Origin of the sequence: Paenibacillus sp. FSL R7-0026 (assembly GCF_038004485.1) — a bacterium.
Classification (GTDB): Bacteria; Bacillota; Bacilli; order Paenibacillales; family Paenibacillaceae; genus Paenibacillus; species Paenibacillus xylanexedens_A.
Genome location: NZ_JBBORG010000001.1, coordinates 2,448,265 through 2,466,973, shown reverse-complemented (window position 1 = coordinate 2,466,973; position 18,709 = coordinate 2,448,265). Strand labels below are relative to the sequence as shown.

The 18,709-nt window shown below is 47.2% G+C and carries 15 protein-coding genes; 7 read left to right on the top strand and 8 right to left on the bottom strand.

Annotated elements, in window-relative coordinates; all coding sequences use genetic code 11:
- Positions 1-140: 140 nt before the first annotated feature.
- On the top strand, positions 141-1,280 hold the full coding sequence (locus MKY44_RS11395) for a GGDEF domain-containing protein (RefSeq protein ID WP_341007123.1): 1,140 nt from the start codon (positions 141-143) through the stop codon (positions 1,278-1,280).
- A gap of 104 nt (positions 1,281-1,384) precedes the next feature.
- Here the strand turns inward: MKY44_RS11395 and MKY44_RS11390 are convergent, their stop codons facing one another.
- Together MKY44_RS11390 and MKY44_RS11385 are read right to left on the bottom strand one after the other, a co-directional pair.
- Positions 1,385-1,906 (bottom strand): hypothetical protein, encoded by a 522-nt coding sequence (locus MKY44_RS11390; RefSeq protein ID WP_341007122.1) that lies wholly within the window; start codon positions 1,904-1,906, stop codon positions 1,385-1,387.
- Between the two features lie 71 nt (positions 1,907-1,977).
- Positions 1,978-3,618: a sensor domain-containing diguanylate cyclase gene (locus tag MKY44_RS11385; protein ID WP_341007121.1), complete on the bottom strand. Its 1,641-nt coding sequence runs from the start codon at positions 3,616-3,618 to the stop codon at positions 1,978-1,980.
- A gap of 461 nt (positions 3,619-4,079) precedes the next feature.
- Here MKY44_RS11385 and MKY44_RS11380 point away from each other — a divergent pair, with 461 nt between their 5' ends.
- From MKY44_RS11380 to mnhG, 6 genes are read left to right on the top strand one after another with little or no spacing between them, the layout of a single operon-like run.
- Positions 4,080-7,034, top strand: a complete 2,955-nt coding sequence (locus MKY44_RS11380) for a Na+/H+ antiporter subunit A (protein WP_341009834.1) — start codon at positions 4,080-4,082, stop codon at positions 7,032-7,034.
- Position 7,035: 1 nt separating this feature from the next.
- Positions 7,036-7,374 carry a Na(+)/H(+) antiporter subunit C gene (locus tag MKY44_RS11375; RefSeq protein ID WP_036670645.1) on the top strand — a complete coding sequence of 113 codons (339 nt, stop codon included), beginning with the start codon at positions 7,036-7,038 and terminating at the stop codon, positions 7,372-7,374.
- Positions 7,367-8,845 (top strand): Na+/H+ antiporter subunit D, encoded by a 1,479-nt coding sequence (locus tag MKY44_RS11370; protein WP_074094789.1) that lies wholly within the window; start codon positions 7,367-7,369, stop codon positions 8,843-8,845. The genes MKY44_RS11375 and MKY44_RS11370 overlap by 8 nt, the downstream gene beginning before the upstream one ends.
- 6 nt (positions 8,846-8,851) lie before the next feature.
- The gene (locus tag MKY44_RS11365) at positions 8,852-9,328 is read left to right on the top strand and encodes a Na+/H+ antiporter subunit E (RefSeq protein WP_036608718.1); all 477 of its coding nucleotides are present in this window, start codon (positions 8,852-8,854) and stop codon (positions 9,326-9,328) included.
- Positions 9,328-9,612: a Na(+)/H(+) antiporter subunit F1 gene (locus tag MKY44_RS11360; RefSeq protein ID WP_017688855.1), complete on the top strand. Its 285-nt coding sequence runs from the start codon at positions 9,328-9,330 to the stop codon at positions 9,610-9,612. Before MKY44_RS11365 ends, MKY44_RS11360 begins: the two co-directional genes overlap by 1 nt.
- The gene (mnhG, locus tag MKY44_RS11355; RefSeq protein WP_074094788.1) at positions 9,596-9,988 is read left to right on the top strand and encodes a monovalent cation/H(+) antiporter subunit G; all 393 of its coding nucleotides are present in this window, start codon (positions 9,596-9,598) and stop codon (positions 9,986-9,988) included. Before MKY44_RS11360 ends, mnhG begins: the two co-directional genes overlap by 17 nt.
- A gap of 133 nt (positions 9,989-10,121) precedes the next feature.
- Here mnhG and MKY44_RS11350 read toward each other — a convergent pair whose 3' ends face one another.
- The 6 genes from MKY44_RS11350 to MKY44_RS11325 form a co-directional block, all read right to left on the bottom strand.
- Complete coding sequence (locus MKY44_RS11350; RefSeq protein ID WP_341009832.1) at positions 10,122-11,237, bottom strand: rhamnogalacturonan acetylesterase; 1,116 nt, start codon at positions 11,235-11,237, stop codon at positions 10,122-10,124.
- Between the two features lie 654 nt (positions 11,238-11,891).
- On the bottom strand, positions 11,892-12,911 hold the full coding sequence (locus MKY44_RS11345) for a dienelactone hydrolase family protein (RefSeq protein WP_341007120.1): 1,020 nt from the start codon (positions 12,909-12,911) through the stop codon (positions 11,892-11,894).
- A 191-nt stretch (positions 12,912-13,102) separates the two neighbouring features.
- Positions 13,103-15,349 (bottom strand): MMPL family transporter, encoded by a 2,247-nt coding sequence (locus MKY44_RS11340; protein ID WP_341007119.1) that lies wholly within the window; start codon positions 15,347-15,349, stop codon positions 13,103-13,105.
- Positions 15,350-15,457: 108 nt separating this feature from the next.
- A complete protein-coding gene (locus MKY44_RS11335) occupies positions 15,458-16,612 on the bottom strand; it encodes a type III polyketide synthase (RefSeq protein WP_341007118.1) in 1,155 nt (384 codons plus the stop codon).
- A gap of 234 nt (positions 16,613-16,846) precedes the next feature.
- Positions 16,847-17,467 (bottom strand): flavin reductase family protein, encoded by a 621-nt coding sequence (locus tag MKY44_RS11330; RefSeq protein WP_341007116.1) that lies wholly within the window; start codon positions 17,465-17,467, stop codon positions 16,847-16,849.
- Positions 17,468-17,634: 167 nt separating this feature from the next.
- Complete coding sequence (locus MKY44_RS11325; RefSeq protein ID WP_341007115.1) at positions 17,635-18,627, bottom strand: iron-hydroxamate ABC transporter substrate-binding protein; 993 nt, start codon at positions 18,625-18,627, stop codon at positions 17,635-17,637.
- Between the last annotated feature and the right edge of the window lie 82 nt (positions 18,628-18,709).

The window sequence follows — 18,709 nt, the reverse complement described above, 5'->3', positions numbered from 1 at the left end:
GTTTGTGACAACTCGAAACTTATGTGAGTCTTGTTCTCACATAACAGTTAAATACATTTGCGTTTTGTTCATTGTGATTTATAATTATCATATACGAGAGTAATTCTGTCGTACCATTATGATGCAGTCAGCGGTGATATATGAAAGGTCTCCATACGCACAATAGCCACATTCCAACAGAGTACGAGTTCAAACATTCCAAATGGATTCAAAAAATGCTCCATGCCTACTGGGTTGTTATCATTGCACATTTCGCCATTCAGATTGGCTGTTTCCTGTTTCTGGAGTATGATCGCACACCTACAGATTTCGTGATGAATGTCCTCTTCTGGCCTACGGCCGTCAGCAGTTCATGCATTTTGTTCGCAAGTTGGGTTGATCGGCGCTTCAGTTCATATTCCTTTTACACCATGTCTATAGCCAGCACGGTTATCGCCTGGACGATTATTCATGTCAATTATGACATTCGGATTATATTAGCAATCTGTCTGTTGCCCATCTTTGCTTCGGTGCTGTTCTTCAGTAAAAAGAGAGTCTGGATTGTCTTTCTGATGCAGATGACTGGTTACTTTCTGGTTTTGTTCGATCCGGCCTACCGGTTGTACCTGTCTTCATTTGACATGGTATCCATTCCTGCTTTTCTAATCCTAGGTACATATGTAGCACAGGTTATCGTAACCAGCGGCGTTGAGGTGCTCAATGACCTTCAGGCCAGCATGCTTGCCAAGCAGGACCTTATTGTGCGAAATGCCATTATGACCAAACAGTCCAAAACAGACGGTTTAACCAACCTTTATAATCAAAGCTCCTTCAAGGATTATTATGAAAAAGCATTTGAGTATGCCAACAGTGGCATGAGTCTGCATCTGGCCTTGATCGATATTGATGACTTCAAATCCATTAATGATACGTATGGTCATCGGGTTGGAGACATCATTCTGGAGAAAGTGTCCCTGATCATTCAGGAAACCATTACCTCAAGTGATATTGCAGCACGGTACGGGGGCGAAGAGTTCGCCTTATTGATGTTTGAGCAATCTTTCAAGCAGGCTTATGCCTTGGTGGAACAGATTCGCCAGAAGATTGCCCTGATGGGCCATCTGGAACTTGAAGGAGCTTCCATCACCGTGAGTATCGGTCTCAAAAGCTACAGCCCTAATCTAACCAAAGACAAATTGTTCGAGGAAGTGGATGCCTGTCTGTATGCCGCCAAACGAACAGGTAAAAATAAAACCGTAACATCACTTGATCTGACTTCGTCCTTGGCAGAGAAAATATAAATAAAAAAAGTTGTGCTGTACACCGGAATTCCGGTTTGTACAACACAACTTTTTTTGGGTCTGAATATGATCAGCACGTCGATCTTTTTCATACATCTATGTTTTCATTCCGCCCATTCCCAGCGATGGCGATTTTGCTCCAGCATCGGATGCAGGTATTCGGACGATCCGTCAATGATGAGACGCAGCTCTTTGATCCAATCCTTGAAGGAATCAAATGAAGCAAACATATTCGCCATCTCTATCGTCAAATACAGAAAGTGAGGGGCTGGATATTCCGCAGTGATATGACGCAGCGCGCTATCCACAGGCGTATATTTTTTTCTCTTGCCCTCCAGTCCTTCCACGCGTATACGGGAGGTTGGATGTTCCCGCCGCCAATCATGCAGGCGATCTTCTCTTTTGTAATAGGCTTGTATTGTACCTTTGCTCATTCGTTTAAACGTGCTCTCGTGTAAAGGATACAGCACGAGCTGTACGAATGAACGGATGTCCGCCGTTGCAGCGGCGCGTTCAAGTTGCTCATCGGTCACATGTTCAAACGAGTCATAAAAAGTCAGTGTGCCTTTGCGGCTGGCCGCAGGTGGCTCATAACCATAAGATACAGATGTATATTTTCCAGACATTTCACCCCTCCTTGTTTATACGCACATTCGCACAAAGGTGATTGGGATAACCCAGCTAATGTTATTATACGCTAACGATCCTGCTTCAACTCGGAATAAAATGTCATTCTGTTCTTGCCTGTACGTTTGGACTCATACAAAGCTTCGTCCGCCATCCGAATAATCTCACTTGGGTTGTCGCTGTTGGTTGGATATTCAGCACCTCCGATGCTACATCCAATTCGAATTCGCTCGTATTCAATAATAAACGGCTTGTTCAGGCTTTGAATGATGGCTTCTGCATAAGCCATGGCTTCTTGCCTCGGATGACTTCCAACAGACTGAAGTACAATCAGGAATTCATCTCCGCCCAATCGGACTGTTATACCCTTCACCTGACCAAGAGCAGACAGTCGCTGGGCCACTTTCTGTAACAACACATCTCCAGTCTGATGTCCAAGTGTATCGTTGACCCGTTTGAATCCATCGAGATCCAGATAGAGAAAAGTCAGCGTGTGATTTTCACTTTCGGTCTCCAGAGACTCCTCCAGATACACTTCAAGGGCAGTGCGATTTGGCAGTCTAGTCAACTGATCAAAATGCGCCAGATTCTGCATCACGACCAGCTCTGAGTTTTTATTCATAAGAGAGGTCAGCATATCCCGAAGCGAACGGGACAACACTTCAATCTCCTTAATCCCCTTAATCGCAGGAATCTCAAGCTCTTCCCCTGCACGCAGTCGATTGGCTACTCTGGTAAGACGCACAATTGGGGCAGAGATCAGACGTGAGACAACCCAGCCAATCAGTGCAAACAGCACGGTAACGGCGAGTCCAGACCACACATTAAACCACATCAGGTCAAACACAGAAGCAAAGGCAGAAGACTTGACTTGACGAATGACTACGGTCCAGCCTAATCCGGGGTAATCCAGATGACCCTGGCTGTAGGCAAACCCTGTCACATATTCATTACCGTCAGGCCACTTTTCAATGGACCAACTGCTTTTGTTGCGCTGGGCCTCTTCGATGCCGGGCAATACCAACGGTTTACCAACCCATTCCTTCGGCCCCAGCAGTACTGTATGTTCCTTTTTGCTCACGATAAAGAACTCAATGTCTTTTTCTTCCCTTTTTAATGGGGCAAGAACGGATTCCTCGACTTCCTTCGCCCATTCCCAGCTTAAATGTGCAGCGAGCACACCTTGAATATGTCCTTTGCTATCCTTCAGCGGAAAACTGATATCAACAAATTGCAACGGCTCTCCCGTTGGATTCGGAAGCAGCTTGGCAAGAAGTACTGCATTATGCACATCTCCAATGAATTTACCCTTGATTCCCTCCTGATACACAGGTCGCTCCGATAAATTTTCCCCAAGCAAGATACCATCCGTGGCAGCTAACACTTTTCCTTTTGGGTTCATGAATCCAACCCATGAGAATGAGGGAAAGCTATCTTGTAACTGATCCAGCAGCATCTGAATCTCATCAGGTTGGAATCCATCTTCCAATGAAACCATCCGGCCCAGCAGGTCCAGTTCACCCGCGCGAGCGGACATGAATCGATCCAGCTTGTCCGAAGCCTGTGAGGCCGTGCCTGTAAGCGAGTGACCAATCTCAGTCTCTACAGCAACAAATGACTTTTGGCTAAAAATAGACCCAATCGTCAAAGTAACCAGCAGGGATAACACAGCGAAGATGACTGTAAGCACAGTTCTAATTTTGAATGACATTACTTCCTCCATTACACGGTGAAACCATCTTGCTTTTCAACATAACTATGCTGTAAAGAGTACACGGAATGTCACCTCGGACGTGTCTCAAATCTCGCTGAAGTGCATCTTTTACCGCCTTTTCGCCCCCTGCTGCGTCACTTTCCCTTGACGTGCCCCGGCACGCCTGCGGAAAACTTCCTGGCTTGGAACGAAAATTCGGCAAAATCTGCTTCTTCGGAGTTTCAGACACGCCCTAATCGTTTTCATATTTATCGGAAATTGTGTGTTTATTTATTATACATGCCCATACAATATTATACTGAAATTTTCACCGTGTTTCTTCCATTCAAAGAATAGACACGATTCTGTATATACATACTTGGGTTATGAATATAGAGAGCAAGCATATCCTTCAAAGGATCATGCGCCTGTATGTCACAGAGAGAGTAATCGAACTACTAAACATTGGGGGTGTAATGTTGAGCCTGCTTCATGTTGCTGTTATTCTGCCTTTTGCCGCTGGCATTCTTCTTGCCACGCTGCATCATTTCTTCCGTAAATTACATTTGGGATGGCCGGTTCTCCTTGTTCCGGCACTATTATTTGTATACTTTGCGAGTCTCATACCCGCTGTGTCACAGCGCAATACCGTATCTGGAAATATCCCATGGATTCCTTCACTGGACATTGGATTTAACCTGTATCTGGACGGTCTGAGCCTCATGCTGACACTGCTAATCACCGGAATCGGTGTCCTCGTTGTTCTCTACTCCATCTTCTACATGGATATGAAAGAAGCGCTGAACCGTTTCTACCTGTATCTGTTGATGTTCATGGGAGCCATGTTGGGCGTAGTGCTGTCTGATAATATGATCGTGCTCTACGGATTCTGGGAATTGACCAGTATTACGTCATTCCTGTTGATTGCATTTCATTACAAACGTAAAGCCTCGACTTCAGGTGCACAAAAATCATTCCTGATTACGGTATTTGGCGGTTTCGCCATGCTTACCGGATTCATGATGATGTATCTCATTACCGGAACATTCAGTATTCGTGCAACCATTGCAGGATTGGGTCAGTTTCAGGAAAGCGCACTATTTCTACCCGCACTTATCTTGATCCTGATTGGAGCTTTCACCAAGTCAGCTCAATTCCCGTTCCACATCTGGTTGCCGGATGCCATGGAAGCTCCCACACCTGTTAGTGCCTATCTTCACTCAGCCACCATGGTCAAGGCCGGACTGTACGTTGTGGCCCGATTCACACCAATCTTCGGTGGAGAGGGACTCTGGTTCTGGCTGGTTACTGGCGTTGGTCTTCTGACTTTGTGTTATGGATCATTCCTGGCGGTGAAAAAAAACGATCTCAAAGCGATTCTCGCCTATTCGACCATCTCTCAACTTGGTCTGATCATGTCCCTGTTAGGGGTTGGATCTGCTGCTCTCTACTTCGGATATGGCGAATCCTCTGCGATGTATACCGTGGCAATAACCGCTGCGCTGCTTCACCTGTTTAATCATGCGACCTTCAAGGCCGCTCTGTTCATGGTCGTAGGCATTGTCGATCATGAAACGGGTACACGTGACATTCGGAAGCTCGGTGGACTTGCTTCATTCATGCCAATTACATTCACCGTGGCATTGATTGGTTCACTTGCCATGGCGGGTATTCCGCCGTTCAACGGATTCCTCAGCAAGGAGTTATTCTTCCAGGCGATGGTGGAAGTCACGCATCTGCGAATCTTTGGACTTGGGTCCTGGAGTGTTCTATTGCCGGTATTCGCTTGGCTTGCAAGTGTGTTTACCCTGATCTATGCGCTTATTATCGTGTTCAAAACATTCCTCGGTCGTAGCCAAAGCGAGATCCCTGCCGAGAAGCTGCACGAAGCGCCCGCTGGCATGCTCATTCCGCCTGTTGTTCTAGGTGTTCTTGTCGTTGTATTCGGACTCTTCCCGAATCTGCTGGCCGGATCACTCATTGAACCGGCAATGGCCGCTGTGCTTCCATCCCTCTTGAATGGGAATGAGCGCTTCGATGTACATTTCTCTCTGTGGCATGGATGGACTCCGGAACTGATTATGACGATCGGAGTTGTGATTCTAGGAATCACTCTCTATAAGCTGTTGCCACGATGGAGGAATATTTATGAGCATTATCCACAAGGATTAACAATTAACAATATGTACCATGTCGTGCTGGATAATCTTCAGCATTATGCACGCAAATGGACGGAAGTCTATATGAATGGCTCGGTTCGTAATTATCTCGTTTACATTTTCTCATTCACGGTCGCGTTGCTGGTCTATGCCTTCTTCCGTTCAGGAGAAAATATTACCTGGAATCTGCAGGGCAATGCACCTTACTCATTCTATGAGGTGGTACTGCTAGTCACGCTCATCGGCGCTGCAGTTTCGATTCCTTTTGCCAAGAACAGATTGTCGGCAGTCATTATGACCGGAGCGGTTGGTTACCTCGTAACTCTGCTGTTTGTACTCTTCCGGGCGCCGGATCTGGCGTTGACGCAGATGATTGTTGAGACGGTATCGGTTGCACTGTTCCTGCTCTGCTTCTACCATCTGCCTGAGCTTCAACGTGGCAAATCAAGCCGCAGTTATCTCACGGTAAATATGATCGTAGCGATTGCAGTCGGAATCGTGATGACTTTTGTTGCATTGGCCGCAAGCGGAACAGCCTCACTGGATAGCATTTCTACCTTCTTCCTTCAGGAAGCGTATGACTCGGCTGGTGGTAAAAATGTCGTGAACGTGTTGCTGGTAGATTTCCGTGGTTTCGATACGTTATTGGAGATTATGGTGCTTGGCGTTGCTTCGTTATCCATCTACTCCATGATTAATCTGAACCTTGAAGCAAAAGATCTTGGAGCCCGCTTGAAGTTCCGTAAGAAAGACGAAACTAAGGATTCCGAGCCCGATCTGGATGATGAAACAGACAATACGAAAAAGTATGGTAACCGGGAACGCAGCTCATCCTCGTGGGATACTGTCCCCTTGCAGAGTAATGATGTATTGCTGCAAACGACCACCAAGGTTGTTGTGTTCATCATTCTGACGTTTGCCATGCATCTCTTCTTTGCAGGTCACCACAATCCGGGCGGAGGTTTCATCGGCGGCTTGGTCACAGCGGCAGCGCTCGTATTGATTGCCCTGGCATTCAGTACTGATACAATACGCAAAGCGTTACCCGTTGACTTCCGTGTTCTCACAGGGATCGGATTGGGTATAGCGTTACTTACGGGTGCGGGTTCATTTATATTTGCAGTCCCGTTCCTCAGTCAAACCTTCGGTTATTTCGAACTTCCTTTGCTGGGAGAGACAGAACTCGCCACGGCCATGCTGTTTGATCTTGGCGTGTATCTCGCTGTCCTGGGTGTCACCATGACCATCATTCTACAGATCGGGGAGGATCGCTGATATGGAAATATTGATGTGTGTAGCCGTTGGCATTCTGTTTGCGGTTGCCGTCTTTTTAATCTTGTCGCGGAGCCTGCTCCGTATCGTACTTGGTATGTCCATACTAACCCATGGCGTGCATCTGCTTTTGATCACCATGTCACGTCTCAAAACCGGGGCACCACCACTGCTTGGGGAGATGGCTGAACGTTATGTCGATCCACTTCCTCAGGCTTTGATACTAACTTCGATTGTTATTAATTTTGGCCTCACTGCGTTCTTCTTTGTTCTCTCCTATCGTTCTTATCTGAAGTTAAAAACAGACGATATGGAAGAAGTAAGGGGGCGCCCATATGAATAATCTCGTCGTTCTGCCGATTCTGTTGCCTTTGATTACAGGTGTTCTGGCTCTGCTCTTTTTCCGGAAAACAAATATCCAGCGGATCATTAGTGTCATCGGACTTTTGTTTACAGCAGCGGTCTCAACGATACTCATTACGCGGGTAGCTCAGACTGGAGTTCTAACGCTTAATATGGGTGGATGGGCACCTCCCTATGGTATTGTGCTTGTTGCGGACATGGTGTCGGCGCTACTTGTCGTAGCCGCTTCCATCATTGCACTGGCGTGTCTACTGTATGCGTTTCGCAGTGTAAACAAGGAGAGGGAAGAGCACCACTTCTATCCGTTCTTTCATTTCCTGATTGCGGGAGTTAATGGATCATTTCTAACCGGAGATTTGTTCAATTTGTTTGTCAGCTTTGAACTGATGCTCATCTCTTCCTATGCACTGATCGTATTGGGAGGTACGGAAAGACAATTGCGTGAAACGATCAAATATGTCTTGATTAACATCGTTTCTTCAGCACTGTTTGTCGCTTCCATCGGCTTCCTCTACTCCATAACTGGCACACTGAACATGGCAGATTTGTCCGTCAAAATTGCTGAAGTGGGACAGAGCGGAGTCATTACCTTAATTGCTGTTCTCTTTCTGATCGTATTTAGTATCAAGGCCGGACTGTTCCTGTTCTTCTGGTTGTCGGGCTCTTATGCGGCACCACCTGCTGTCGTCACTGCATTGTTCGCAGGATTGCTCACCAAAGTTGGCTTGTACGCAATTGTGCGAACATTCACACTGATCTTCTATCATGATCCTGATTTCTTCCATACACTGATCGGATGGATGGCTGGTGCAACGATGGTCCTTGGTGTCATCGGTGCGATCTCATACCGCGATGTGAACAAAATTCTCATTTACAACGTGGTCGCAGGTGTAGGTTTTGTCGCTTTTGGTATGGCTTCGGCCAGTCGTCCTGCACTGGAGGGGCTGCTCTTCTATATGCTGCATGATATGTTGATCAAAACATTGCTCTTCCTGCTCGGCGGTGCCTTGATCGCTGTTGCCGGAACATCAAAACTCGATAACATGGGTGGGCTGATCCATCGCTATCCGCTGCTCGGCTGGATGTTCTTCATTAGCGCACTTGCCTTGGCAGGTTTGCCGCCATTTAGTGGATTTCCAGGGAAGTTGCTTCTCTTTGAAGGAGGCTTGCAGGCAGGCTTATATGGTCTTACCGGCATTGCGGTGCTTTCGAGCTTGTTGATGTTATATTCGGTACTACGCATCTTCATACAAGCGTTCTGGGGCGAACCGCCTGCCGGGGTTACAAGACGCCCTTACGCGGTGAACGGCCTGCTGATTCCTGCCGGAATTCTGTTTGTATTCATCATCGTAATGGGTGTGGGGGCTGAAGGCATGTTCCAATTAACCTCCCGCGCAGGTGATATTCTACTGCATCCCAATATTTATATTGATGCCGTATTGAAGGAGTAGATGTCTATGGCCTTTCAGATTGTACTGAATCTTATCATTGCCTTTGTATGGATGTTTCTGAACAACGCCTGGAATGGTGTTGGTTTTCTCATAGGTTACCTGCTCGGACTGCTTCTCATCGGGGGGATGCGCAGATTCTTCCCCCAGCGCTTCTATATTGTGCGAGTCTGGGCCATTTTCAAACTGATTACACTGCTGTTCAAGGAACTGGTGCGAGCCAGCATTGAGGTTATACGCCAGATTATCAAGCCCAAGTTAGATATAAGGCCCGGTATTTTTACGTATAAAACTCAATTGTCCTCGGATTGGGAAGTTACTCTGCTCTGCTTACTCATCTCATTGACACCAGGTTCTCTGCCGCTTGAGATCTCGGGTAATCAACGTAAACTGTTTATTCACGCACTGGATATCAAAGATGAACAGAAAATGAGAGATGATATCCAAAATACATTTGAAAAAGCAATTATGGAGGTGACGCGTTAATGTTATCCTCACTGTTGTTCATCTCATTGCTCATTCTCTCCTTAGCCATTCTGGGTTGCTTGTACAGGGTGCTTCGGGGACCATCCATGGCTGACCGGATCACGGCACTGGATACCATCGGTATCAATGTGATTGCCATCGTTGCCGTTCTGTCGATGATGCTGCAAACCCAGGCCTATCTGGATATTATCTTGCTGATTGGCATTTTGGCTTTTCTAAGTACAGTGGCATTTGCACGTTATATTGAACGGGGGGCGGTATTCAAAAATGATGGAGATCGTTAAAGTGACCACTGAAACCGCTATAGGTCTACTCGTACTGCTCGGTGCACTACTCAGTGCACTCAGTGCATTCGGACTTATTCGTCTGCCTGATGTATATCTACGTGCCCATGCCGCAACCAAAAGTATGACACTTGGTGTGTTCTGTGTATTAAGCGCTACATTTTTCTACTTCTGGTATTTCGATAACTATATCAGCGCCCGCTTGTTGTTAGGTATCCTGTTTGTATTCATCACGGCTCCGGTGGCCGGACATCTGAACGGACGGGCCGCCTATCGCACAGATGTACCACTGTGGGAGCAGAGCGTGCAAGATGAATTGGAACCCTTGTTAAAAGGGAAAAAAGTGAACCATGAAGCCAAGGATATGATGGAGTAATCCCCAGCCTAGGCATAACAAATACCCCCGAGGATCAGCCGCCCGTTTCGCGGCATGTTCCCGGGGGTATTTTTTTATTTTTCATACACGGATCAACACTGATTATACAGACAGATTAAGTAGCATAGCATAGTCAGAATCCACTAAGTCCCTGTCTTCTCAGATCCGCAGCCACAATACGTGCAAGCTCCGCAGCCCCTTGACGATTCGGATGCAGACTATCCCCTGTCATATACAGAGCAAGTGTTGCCGCAGGACCAATAGACGTGAAATAGGCAGAACTCAGCTTGTTCAGTTCAACAAGGGTAACCCCCTCTTCCTGAGCGAGTGCACGTGTGGATTGATTGTACCAGCGGTTCTCCGCTTGATGTACATTGGCTGTATTAAAGTCTGTTGCCCGGCCCTGAGGCGTGGAGAGGATAACCGTTGCTCCTTTGTTCTTCGCCTTACGTACCATATCCCGCATAATCTCTTTGAACTGCGCCTCCGTTGTATTATTCTTGGCATTGGTATCGTTAATTCCGAATTGCAAAATAAAATAATCTCCCGGCTTGATATACTTCAGAATCGCTTCCATCTGACCATCATCGCGGAAACCTCTCGCAAATTGACCACTTGACGCCATATTTCGAACCTGGAAGGTGGAATTGTTCACATAGGACGGAAACAGCTGTCCCCAACCTCCTTGTACACTGCTACCCAGCGGATAGTAATTGCAGACTGTTGAATCCCCACCAATGTAGATTGTGCGGTTGGTAACGGTCTGATTGGATAACTTCCGGATTTCGAGTGCACTAAGTGTGAAGGCGGTACCTGTCTTTCCTTCTGTAACCAGCAGGTTTAATTGCCCGTCAGTCACCGGAATTTGAAATTGGTCCGTTGCCCCGTTGCCTGTCATATTAATGATCTGGTAGACACCTTCTGCAGCCACGCTGGCTCTGGCAGTATTGCCCAGGACTACTTTAACTTCATATAGGCCATTGGACAGATTCACATTGAAGGTATTGGTACTCTTGGTGCCGTAAGTCAGAAACTGCACAGCGTCACTCTTAACCCCGCTTCCTGAGGCAGACACATTCCTCATCTGTGCAGGTGTGTTGAAGCCATAACCTTTCGTTGGCGTATAGGCATCTCCTGCTGACACGCCTGTGTAACCGCTCTCAACAGCACCCGAACCAAAATCAAATCTGTAATTGTCCGTTGCCGCTTCGGCGACTTGCCCTCCACTGCTTCCCAAACCAATGCCCATCGTACTTGCAAACAGAACAAGACAGAGCAGAAACTTTACCGATGTTGACCATTTCATCACTGAATTCTCCTCTCGAATCAGAATTATATTAGGGTGTGTCTTCAAACTTAGGCATGCAATACGTTGAAGGATGTCAGGGTCCAACAGCTTGAAGTCAAGGATTGCTGATCCTGGCGAATTGTCCAGAAGATTTTCTAAGGAACCGAGGACGTCTTATTTAGTCTTCGAGTCCTCCTTTTATTTTGTAAGGAACCTGAGACACGTTATTAACCAAATTCACCTAACAAACACGCTGTAAACGACTGCTTATTCCAATATAGCGTGTTTCAGATTCCTTAGATTGCTGCGGGCGCTTCAAATCGCTGAATAAGACGTCACAGGGTCGTTAGCGCTCCCGCTCCGTGCCCTGCTCCAGACATGTTCAGTTTGAAGACACGCTCTAGTTGAACTGAAAATTATTTACACAGACACTACGAAGACAGAATAACCTTCCAATCGCTGTTGTCCCCAGATTTTTCGATTCCCTTTTCTCAAGGGAAAATCCGGTGATAGCGTATGCTTCCGATGTAGCTTCGCTTTTTCAGGTTTTTTCTCTTCTCCGTTATCGTGTAAATGATTAGTTCAACTTATATAGATGGTAATAAAGCCTCAGTTTTACAGAACTTGGTCAAGCCAGACATAAGCCTTCGCACCGCTAATCTCATGTCCACCTGTAAAGAAATCCGCATCCAGTGATTCTAATGCTCCCGCCTGCTCATATATGTGTGTCAAACGGGCATGCGCCTCTCTCGCTGCATGGATGGGGAACACCTGATCATCACTTCCAGCTTCTATAAAAAGTGGCCTAGGCACAATCAGTCCGATGAGATCCGGCAACTCCGCTTCACGTAGGATACCTGGCACATAGTTGTCCAGACAATGATTCCGATCCAATATGCTGCCCTGGAATGTATTTGCATAACCGCTTACCACAGTTGCCCTGAACCGTTCATCCAACGCGGCTGTAAATGCGGTCACCAGCCCACCGCCCGAGATACCCATGCTTCCAATTCGCTCCGAATCCACTTCTGGCCGAGTCGATACATAATCCAATACACGTGTTGTTTCATACACCCTATGACCGGCAAGGGTCTTCCCCACCATGAGCAGATGCGCAGCAATCTTCGTACAGGAACTTACCCCTGGTGGCGCATCGCGGTCCTCTTCCAATCTTCGATCACCAAATCCGAGCAACTCTGGAGCCGCAACCACATATCCACGCTTCACAAGTGCTACTGCAAAGTCCTTGTGTAATCCGGGCTCTCCTGTCCGTAGTGACCCATCCGGTTCCATACCCGATATCTCTCGGCTACCGTAGCCATGCCCATGACAAGCAACGATAGCAGGTCTCTTTGTATCAGTAACGCTTCCATCACCAGGAATTAATAAATATACAGGCATGCGAAGTCCTGCATAGGTCGTAATTTCAATCCGCTCCCGAATATATCCGTCACATGTAATGCGCTCCAGTAAGATTGGATTCAGTGCGGCCGCCATCGTGGGGAAACCGCCCAGCCGTTCTTTCACGCGAGTACGTAACTGACTGCGCCATAACTCCAGGGGTTGATCTGCATGATACGCGGAACGACCACGAAGATTCGTTTGTTGTTGTAGATAGGCTTCAATATCAGACATGGGCCTGTGTCCCTCCTGTTTTTCGTAGAATAACGTAGATATAAGACTGTCATATGGAATTAATCCCATCCATTATAGAACATCGATGTCACCCATGAATTGAACATGTTTGCCTGTTTTGAATGGAATCCTACGATTTCTAGCCAAAAAAAGGATATCTCCAACCTGAAGACAGGTTACGGAAATACCCTTCATTTCAGCTGACCTGGCAGCCACCAGTTCCACCTGCCCATTAATTTCATCAATGCAGGTACCAGTATTAGACGGATTAATGTTACGTCAATCAACACCGCTGCCGTGATTCCGATCCCTAACTGCCTCACACCTGCGACTTCAGCAAAGGCAAACGGCACGGTCACAGCAAGCAGAATTGCCGCTGCGGAGGTAACCAGACGGCCTGTAGAAGCCAATCCCTGTTGGACAGCCATATCACTGTCTCCGGTTCGTCTATACACTTCCTGAATACGGCTCAGCATAAACACACCATAGTCCATGGATATGCCAAACACCAATCCTGCAATGAATACAGGAATCATAATGGCAATGGCTGACGGCTCCATACCCAGATGTCCTTCATTGAACACCCACACCAATATGCCAAATGAAGCGGCTAAGCTGAGCAGATTCATTAGAATTGCCTTGATTGGAATGAGCATCGATCGGAATGCCGCCAGTAACACAAGATAATTGGTGACCACTACAAATACCAGCACTTTGGGCAGTTGACTTGTGACTTCCTGCATTATTTCATACTGCTTGGCAGCTTCCCCACCATAACGTAGTTTTACGTTGTTGAAACCTGGTGCATGATCGCTATTCCTTATTCGTTCAAGCCAGTCTGCAACCTGTTCCGACCCAGGCTCCCCGTGCACGGTGGCTATCAATCGTATGGAATGGTCAGAGACCGTTGAACGCAGCCATGCCGTCCTTGTTGACTTCTTGCCTTCTATGGAAGGAGTGAGCGCCGACGGTGGAATTTGAAAAAGGCTCTGCGAGTCATTTTGATTCGGCTGTAATAGGCCCCATGGTGAAACAATGCTCAATACGTCTGAGTCCTGCAGTAGTTGACTGGCTTTGTTGTGGGCCAACTGCCAGTGAGAGGCAGTCAACAGTTCCTGTTGTCCGCCAATCACGATCTCGATGGCGGAGGTATTCTTTTGCCCCAAATCATGTTGCAACTGCTCTGCTGCCTGGCGGGACTCCATTCTCTCTGGCAGTGAAGAGGCATCCGGGACGGACAGTTCCAGCCGGGTCACTGGATAAACACACAGGAGCAGCACAACCGTACCTCCAATGGCCATACTGACTGGGCGTTTCATGACCATTGCTGACCATCTATACCAGACGGAGTGTCTGGGTAACGAATGGGCTAACTTTCGCCTGAAGACCCGATCCGCACAAAGTGATAGCAGAGCTGGAAGCAGCGTAACATTTAACAGTAGCGACAGGAGCAGAACAATAATAGCCCCCAAGGAGACACTCAGAAACATCGGCAGTCTGATCCAGAGCAGACCCAGTAGCCCGAGGAGCACGCAGGCTGCCGAGAACAACACTGCTCTGCCTGCTGTACGCAATGTTCGCTGAAGAATCTCGCTCCGCAAAACCTCGCTCTGCATATTCAGGCTTATGCCCAGAACGTTAGCTTTGCCTTCATCTTCATAGGCCCGCTGAACTTCTTCCCTGTACCTGCTCAGGATGATCAGGGCAAAGTCTATACTCAGTGCCATACCCACCATGGGAATCATATTAATAATAAAGTTGGACAATTCCAGATGATAACCAAGGAGTGACGTGACTCCCATCGCGGTAATCACAGCACTGATCCCCATCATGACAGCAATCAACGCGGCATATAGCCCCCTGAATGCAAAACACAAAACGATCAGGGCAATCGGTAGGCCCACCATCTCTGCCCGTTCCAGATCACGGAAGCTCAGATGATTGACATCCTGCTGCACGACTGCCTTTCCCGTCAATTGCACCGTACCTGGACCGTCTGTTGCCAGCACAGCGCGCAACTGCTCCAGTGGGGGACCCATCTGATGCGCGGGCACATCCATTTTCACAAGGGCATATGCCCTTTGGTCTTGCAGCGTCACCCTTTCGCTAGCATCCAGAGGGGATGTGATAGAGGTTACCGCAGGCAACACTTGAACCTGTGTCAAACGATCCTTGATCCACTGCCGGAACTGTAACGGCGAGGTATTTTCCTTTTTCTCAAAAACCAGAATAACCGGATCAGCAGGAGAACCGAATTCGTCCTCCAGAACAAGTTCAACCGCTTGTGCATCCCCGTGAACCCGTTTTAATCCGTGATCTTGAACAATGTCAGGTAACTTCCATGCCCAGACCGCTGACATCCCGATGATAAATACCCAGCAGAGAATAATGAACCGCGGATATCGGCTGATGAAGGCAGCAAGTCTGCGATAACCCATACCTAAGCTCCTCTGTGATCAGATTAGTCATTCGATTATGTTCATCGGTAAGATCATAAGCACATTCATACACTTGCGGTGTATATCTACCTCACTCGGGTTCGTGAACTATTGAATGCCATGATTCACAGGTGTTCTATTCGCTATGGGGGCAGGGATGTATGTAAAAGGAAGTAACTCTGCCGTCAGTCCCGGGCCAAAGGCCAGCGCAATCCCATTGGAATGTTCTTCCTTCTGTCTGTAATCCTCACGGATGGCTTGAAGAACAAAAAGAATCGTCACGGACGACAGGTTGCCATAATCCCGCAGGATGTTTCGGCTGTAGGAGACCTGCTCATCTGTCAACTGATACAGCTTCTGCACGGCATCCACGATGCCTCTGCCTCCCGGATGGATTGCCCATATTTCCGGTAAAGCGCTCCCCTCCAGCAACCGTTCTACCTCTGGACCGAGATGCAAACCAAGCAGCTTCGGAATCTGAGGTGACAGGTAGAGATCGAAGCCTGTATTGCCCACTTCCCAGATCATCTCTTCTGCACAATCCGGGAGCAGCGTCGAGTGCCCACGACCCAGTCGAAAACATTCATTACGGCCTGTTCCGGACGCACCTATGACGCAGGCAGAGGCACCGTCTCCGAAGAACGATGCGGCATACAGGTCGTCCCGTTTGGCAGATGGCTGAAAGTGAAGTGTGCATAGTTCCACACACACGATGAGAACTGTAGCCTTCTGATCTGTCGTTACAATGGAATTCGCCAGTTGGATCGCCTTCAGACCAGCCGCACATCCTTGAAACACCAGTGGAATCCGGTTGATCTGCGGTGACAGTTCAAGCTGCTGGATCAGCCGAACATCAAGCCCCGGCAAGAACTGCCCCGTGCAACTCACCGTAATGAGATGTGTAATTTCCGAGGAGGTTACTTCTGCATCCTGAAGGGCCTGTCCGGCCGCCGCGAGACCAAGTTGAACAGCAGCAGCTTTGTATTTGCCCATACGCTCGGAAGTAGTCGGAACCTCCTCCGCATTGGTAAAGGGTAAATATCGGCAAGAATCAACAGGCTCAAGCAGATTCGGTTCACACGTATACCGAGTCTCCACACCGCACTGATTAAAGATTCGTTTGGCCCACCTTCTCGCATCTGGCTCATGTTCCAGCGCTTGCGCGAGACGGGCAGATACATCCTTTTGCTCAATACGGTGGGCAGGCCACGCCGTTCCTATTCCCATAATACTTGCCCCAGTAGTTGCCTCAAGCTGGTTCATCGGCTTAACCTCCTATATCGTACGTGTTCAAATGTAGGCTTTTTAAACAACCTATATATAAAATAGGTTCATATGACATGTGTGCAGGATATAGTACAAGTCTATTCACTACCTGTCCTGTTTATGTTCATATTAACAAGCAAAGGCGAACAACATATGCGAGTTTCGCACGTGCTGTCCGCCTTTGCTACCGGATTAAACCCGTTCCTATATTACATATTCGATCTGTCAGAACTACTCAGGCCGAATTATAGTAAATCTCTCCCCAAGTTTGGCATAATCATTACCCGCCAGTCGGCTGACTGGTTTCAAATGATCCATCAGGATATAGCCCTTGTCCGGATTGTAGACTTGTTCGCTGAAATGATACTGTACAATGCGCACAAGCAGTAAGTCGCTCGCGGGTTTGCCCTCATCATTCGTGATGGGAATGTGCTGATACAGCTCACACTCCATTCGAATAAGTGCTTCTTTTATTCCTGGGACGGTGACCTTTGTACTTGGCACTGTAGTCAGTTTCGTCCGCTCAAGCTCACTTTCGTGGGGTTCCAGTATGGCTGCTGTCTCATTCACTTCTGTTATGATTGCTTCATCACATATATGCACGACCAGTTCATTATGAGCAAGCACATTACGTGCGGTATCTTTCATGATACCGTCTTTACGTGCAATGGATATGGATAACAGCGGTGGGTCCGAACTAACCACATTAAAGAAACTAAAAGGCGCTGCATTGATCACACCATGCTCATCTGAACGTGTCGTCACAAAAGCTATTGGACGTGGCACCACCGAACCACTCATCAGTTTATAGTTGTCTCTTCCCGTTATTTCACGTGGATCCAATGTATACATATGTAAATATCCCCTTCCCTGCTCGTGTAATAAGTGTCCATTTCACTTCAAAACACGATAACACACTCATATTTATTATATAACGTAAAATGCTGAATTAACAAAAAAACTCCCTGGTGCCTATTGCACCAGGAAGTAGGAACATGCTTTTTCATATCGACTATTTTTTATTTAACAATGCTGTTCTGAATGTCTTCCATAATTTGAAGGTTCGCTTGAACTCCACTGTACAACCAGCTGCTGGATCGGGTGAATTCAAACAAATTGCCATTTTTCACAGCCGGGATACTTTGCCACACTGGATCTTTCAATGCTTCCGCTCCAGTACCTGCATCACTATTAACAAAGAACAAGTAGTCTACATCCATTTCCGCCAGCTTCTCCATAGAGATGGAAGACCAGTTACCTGTTGCATTGGCAGAGATTTCTTTTACAACTTCAGGCTCTAGAAGTCCAAGCTCTTTGTACATTACTTCTCCACTTGATACGTTATCACTTACAATAAAGAACTTGCCGCTAACCAACCAAATGGCCGCTGCTGATTTTGTTCCACCTGTAACGTTGTTGATCTTTTCCTTGATTTCTGTAGCTTTAACTTCGTAATCATCCAGCGCTTTTTGCGCTTCATCACTCTTATTCAAAATCTCACCGATTTTCAACAACGTTTTACGCCAGTCGCTATTGATCTCATCGCCAAGTACATAAGTAGGTGCAATTTTACTGTACTGTTCGTATTTTTCTCCTTCAACCACACTTTCAGAACCAATAATAATCAGATCCGGGTTGAAGCTTGTTACCACTTCAAAAGGCAGATCAAAAGCAATCGTTGGGATACCATTCAGATCTTTTTGCAGATATTCCTGGATTCCGTTGGCTACCGACCACTGGGCAACTGGCTTAACACCTAGTGTTACCAAATTGTCTTCCAGATAAGACGCGATGACACGCTCCGGATTAGCCGGGATGGTTACTTTGTGTCCCATAGCATCTGTTAATGTGCGCTCTGTAGCGGATTCTGTTTGCGTCTCTGTCTCGGTTGTTGTACCGTTCTCTCCTGCTGCTCCGTTCTCAGCAGGCTTCGCTCCACACGCGGCCAACCAGATGGACATAACCATCACCGTAATTAGAATCATGATCATCTTTTTATTTCTCTTAAACACTTGATATATCCCCTTTCAATTCATTATGAAAACCTTATTCGGCGCTATTGTGACAGATATCAACGTTCAAAAATATTGACAC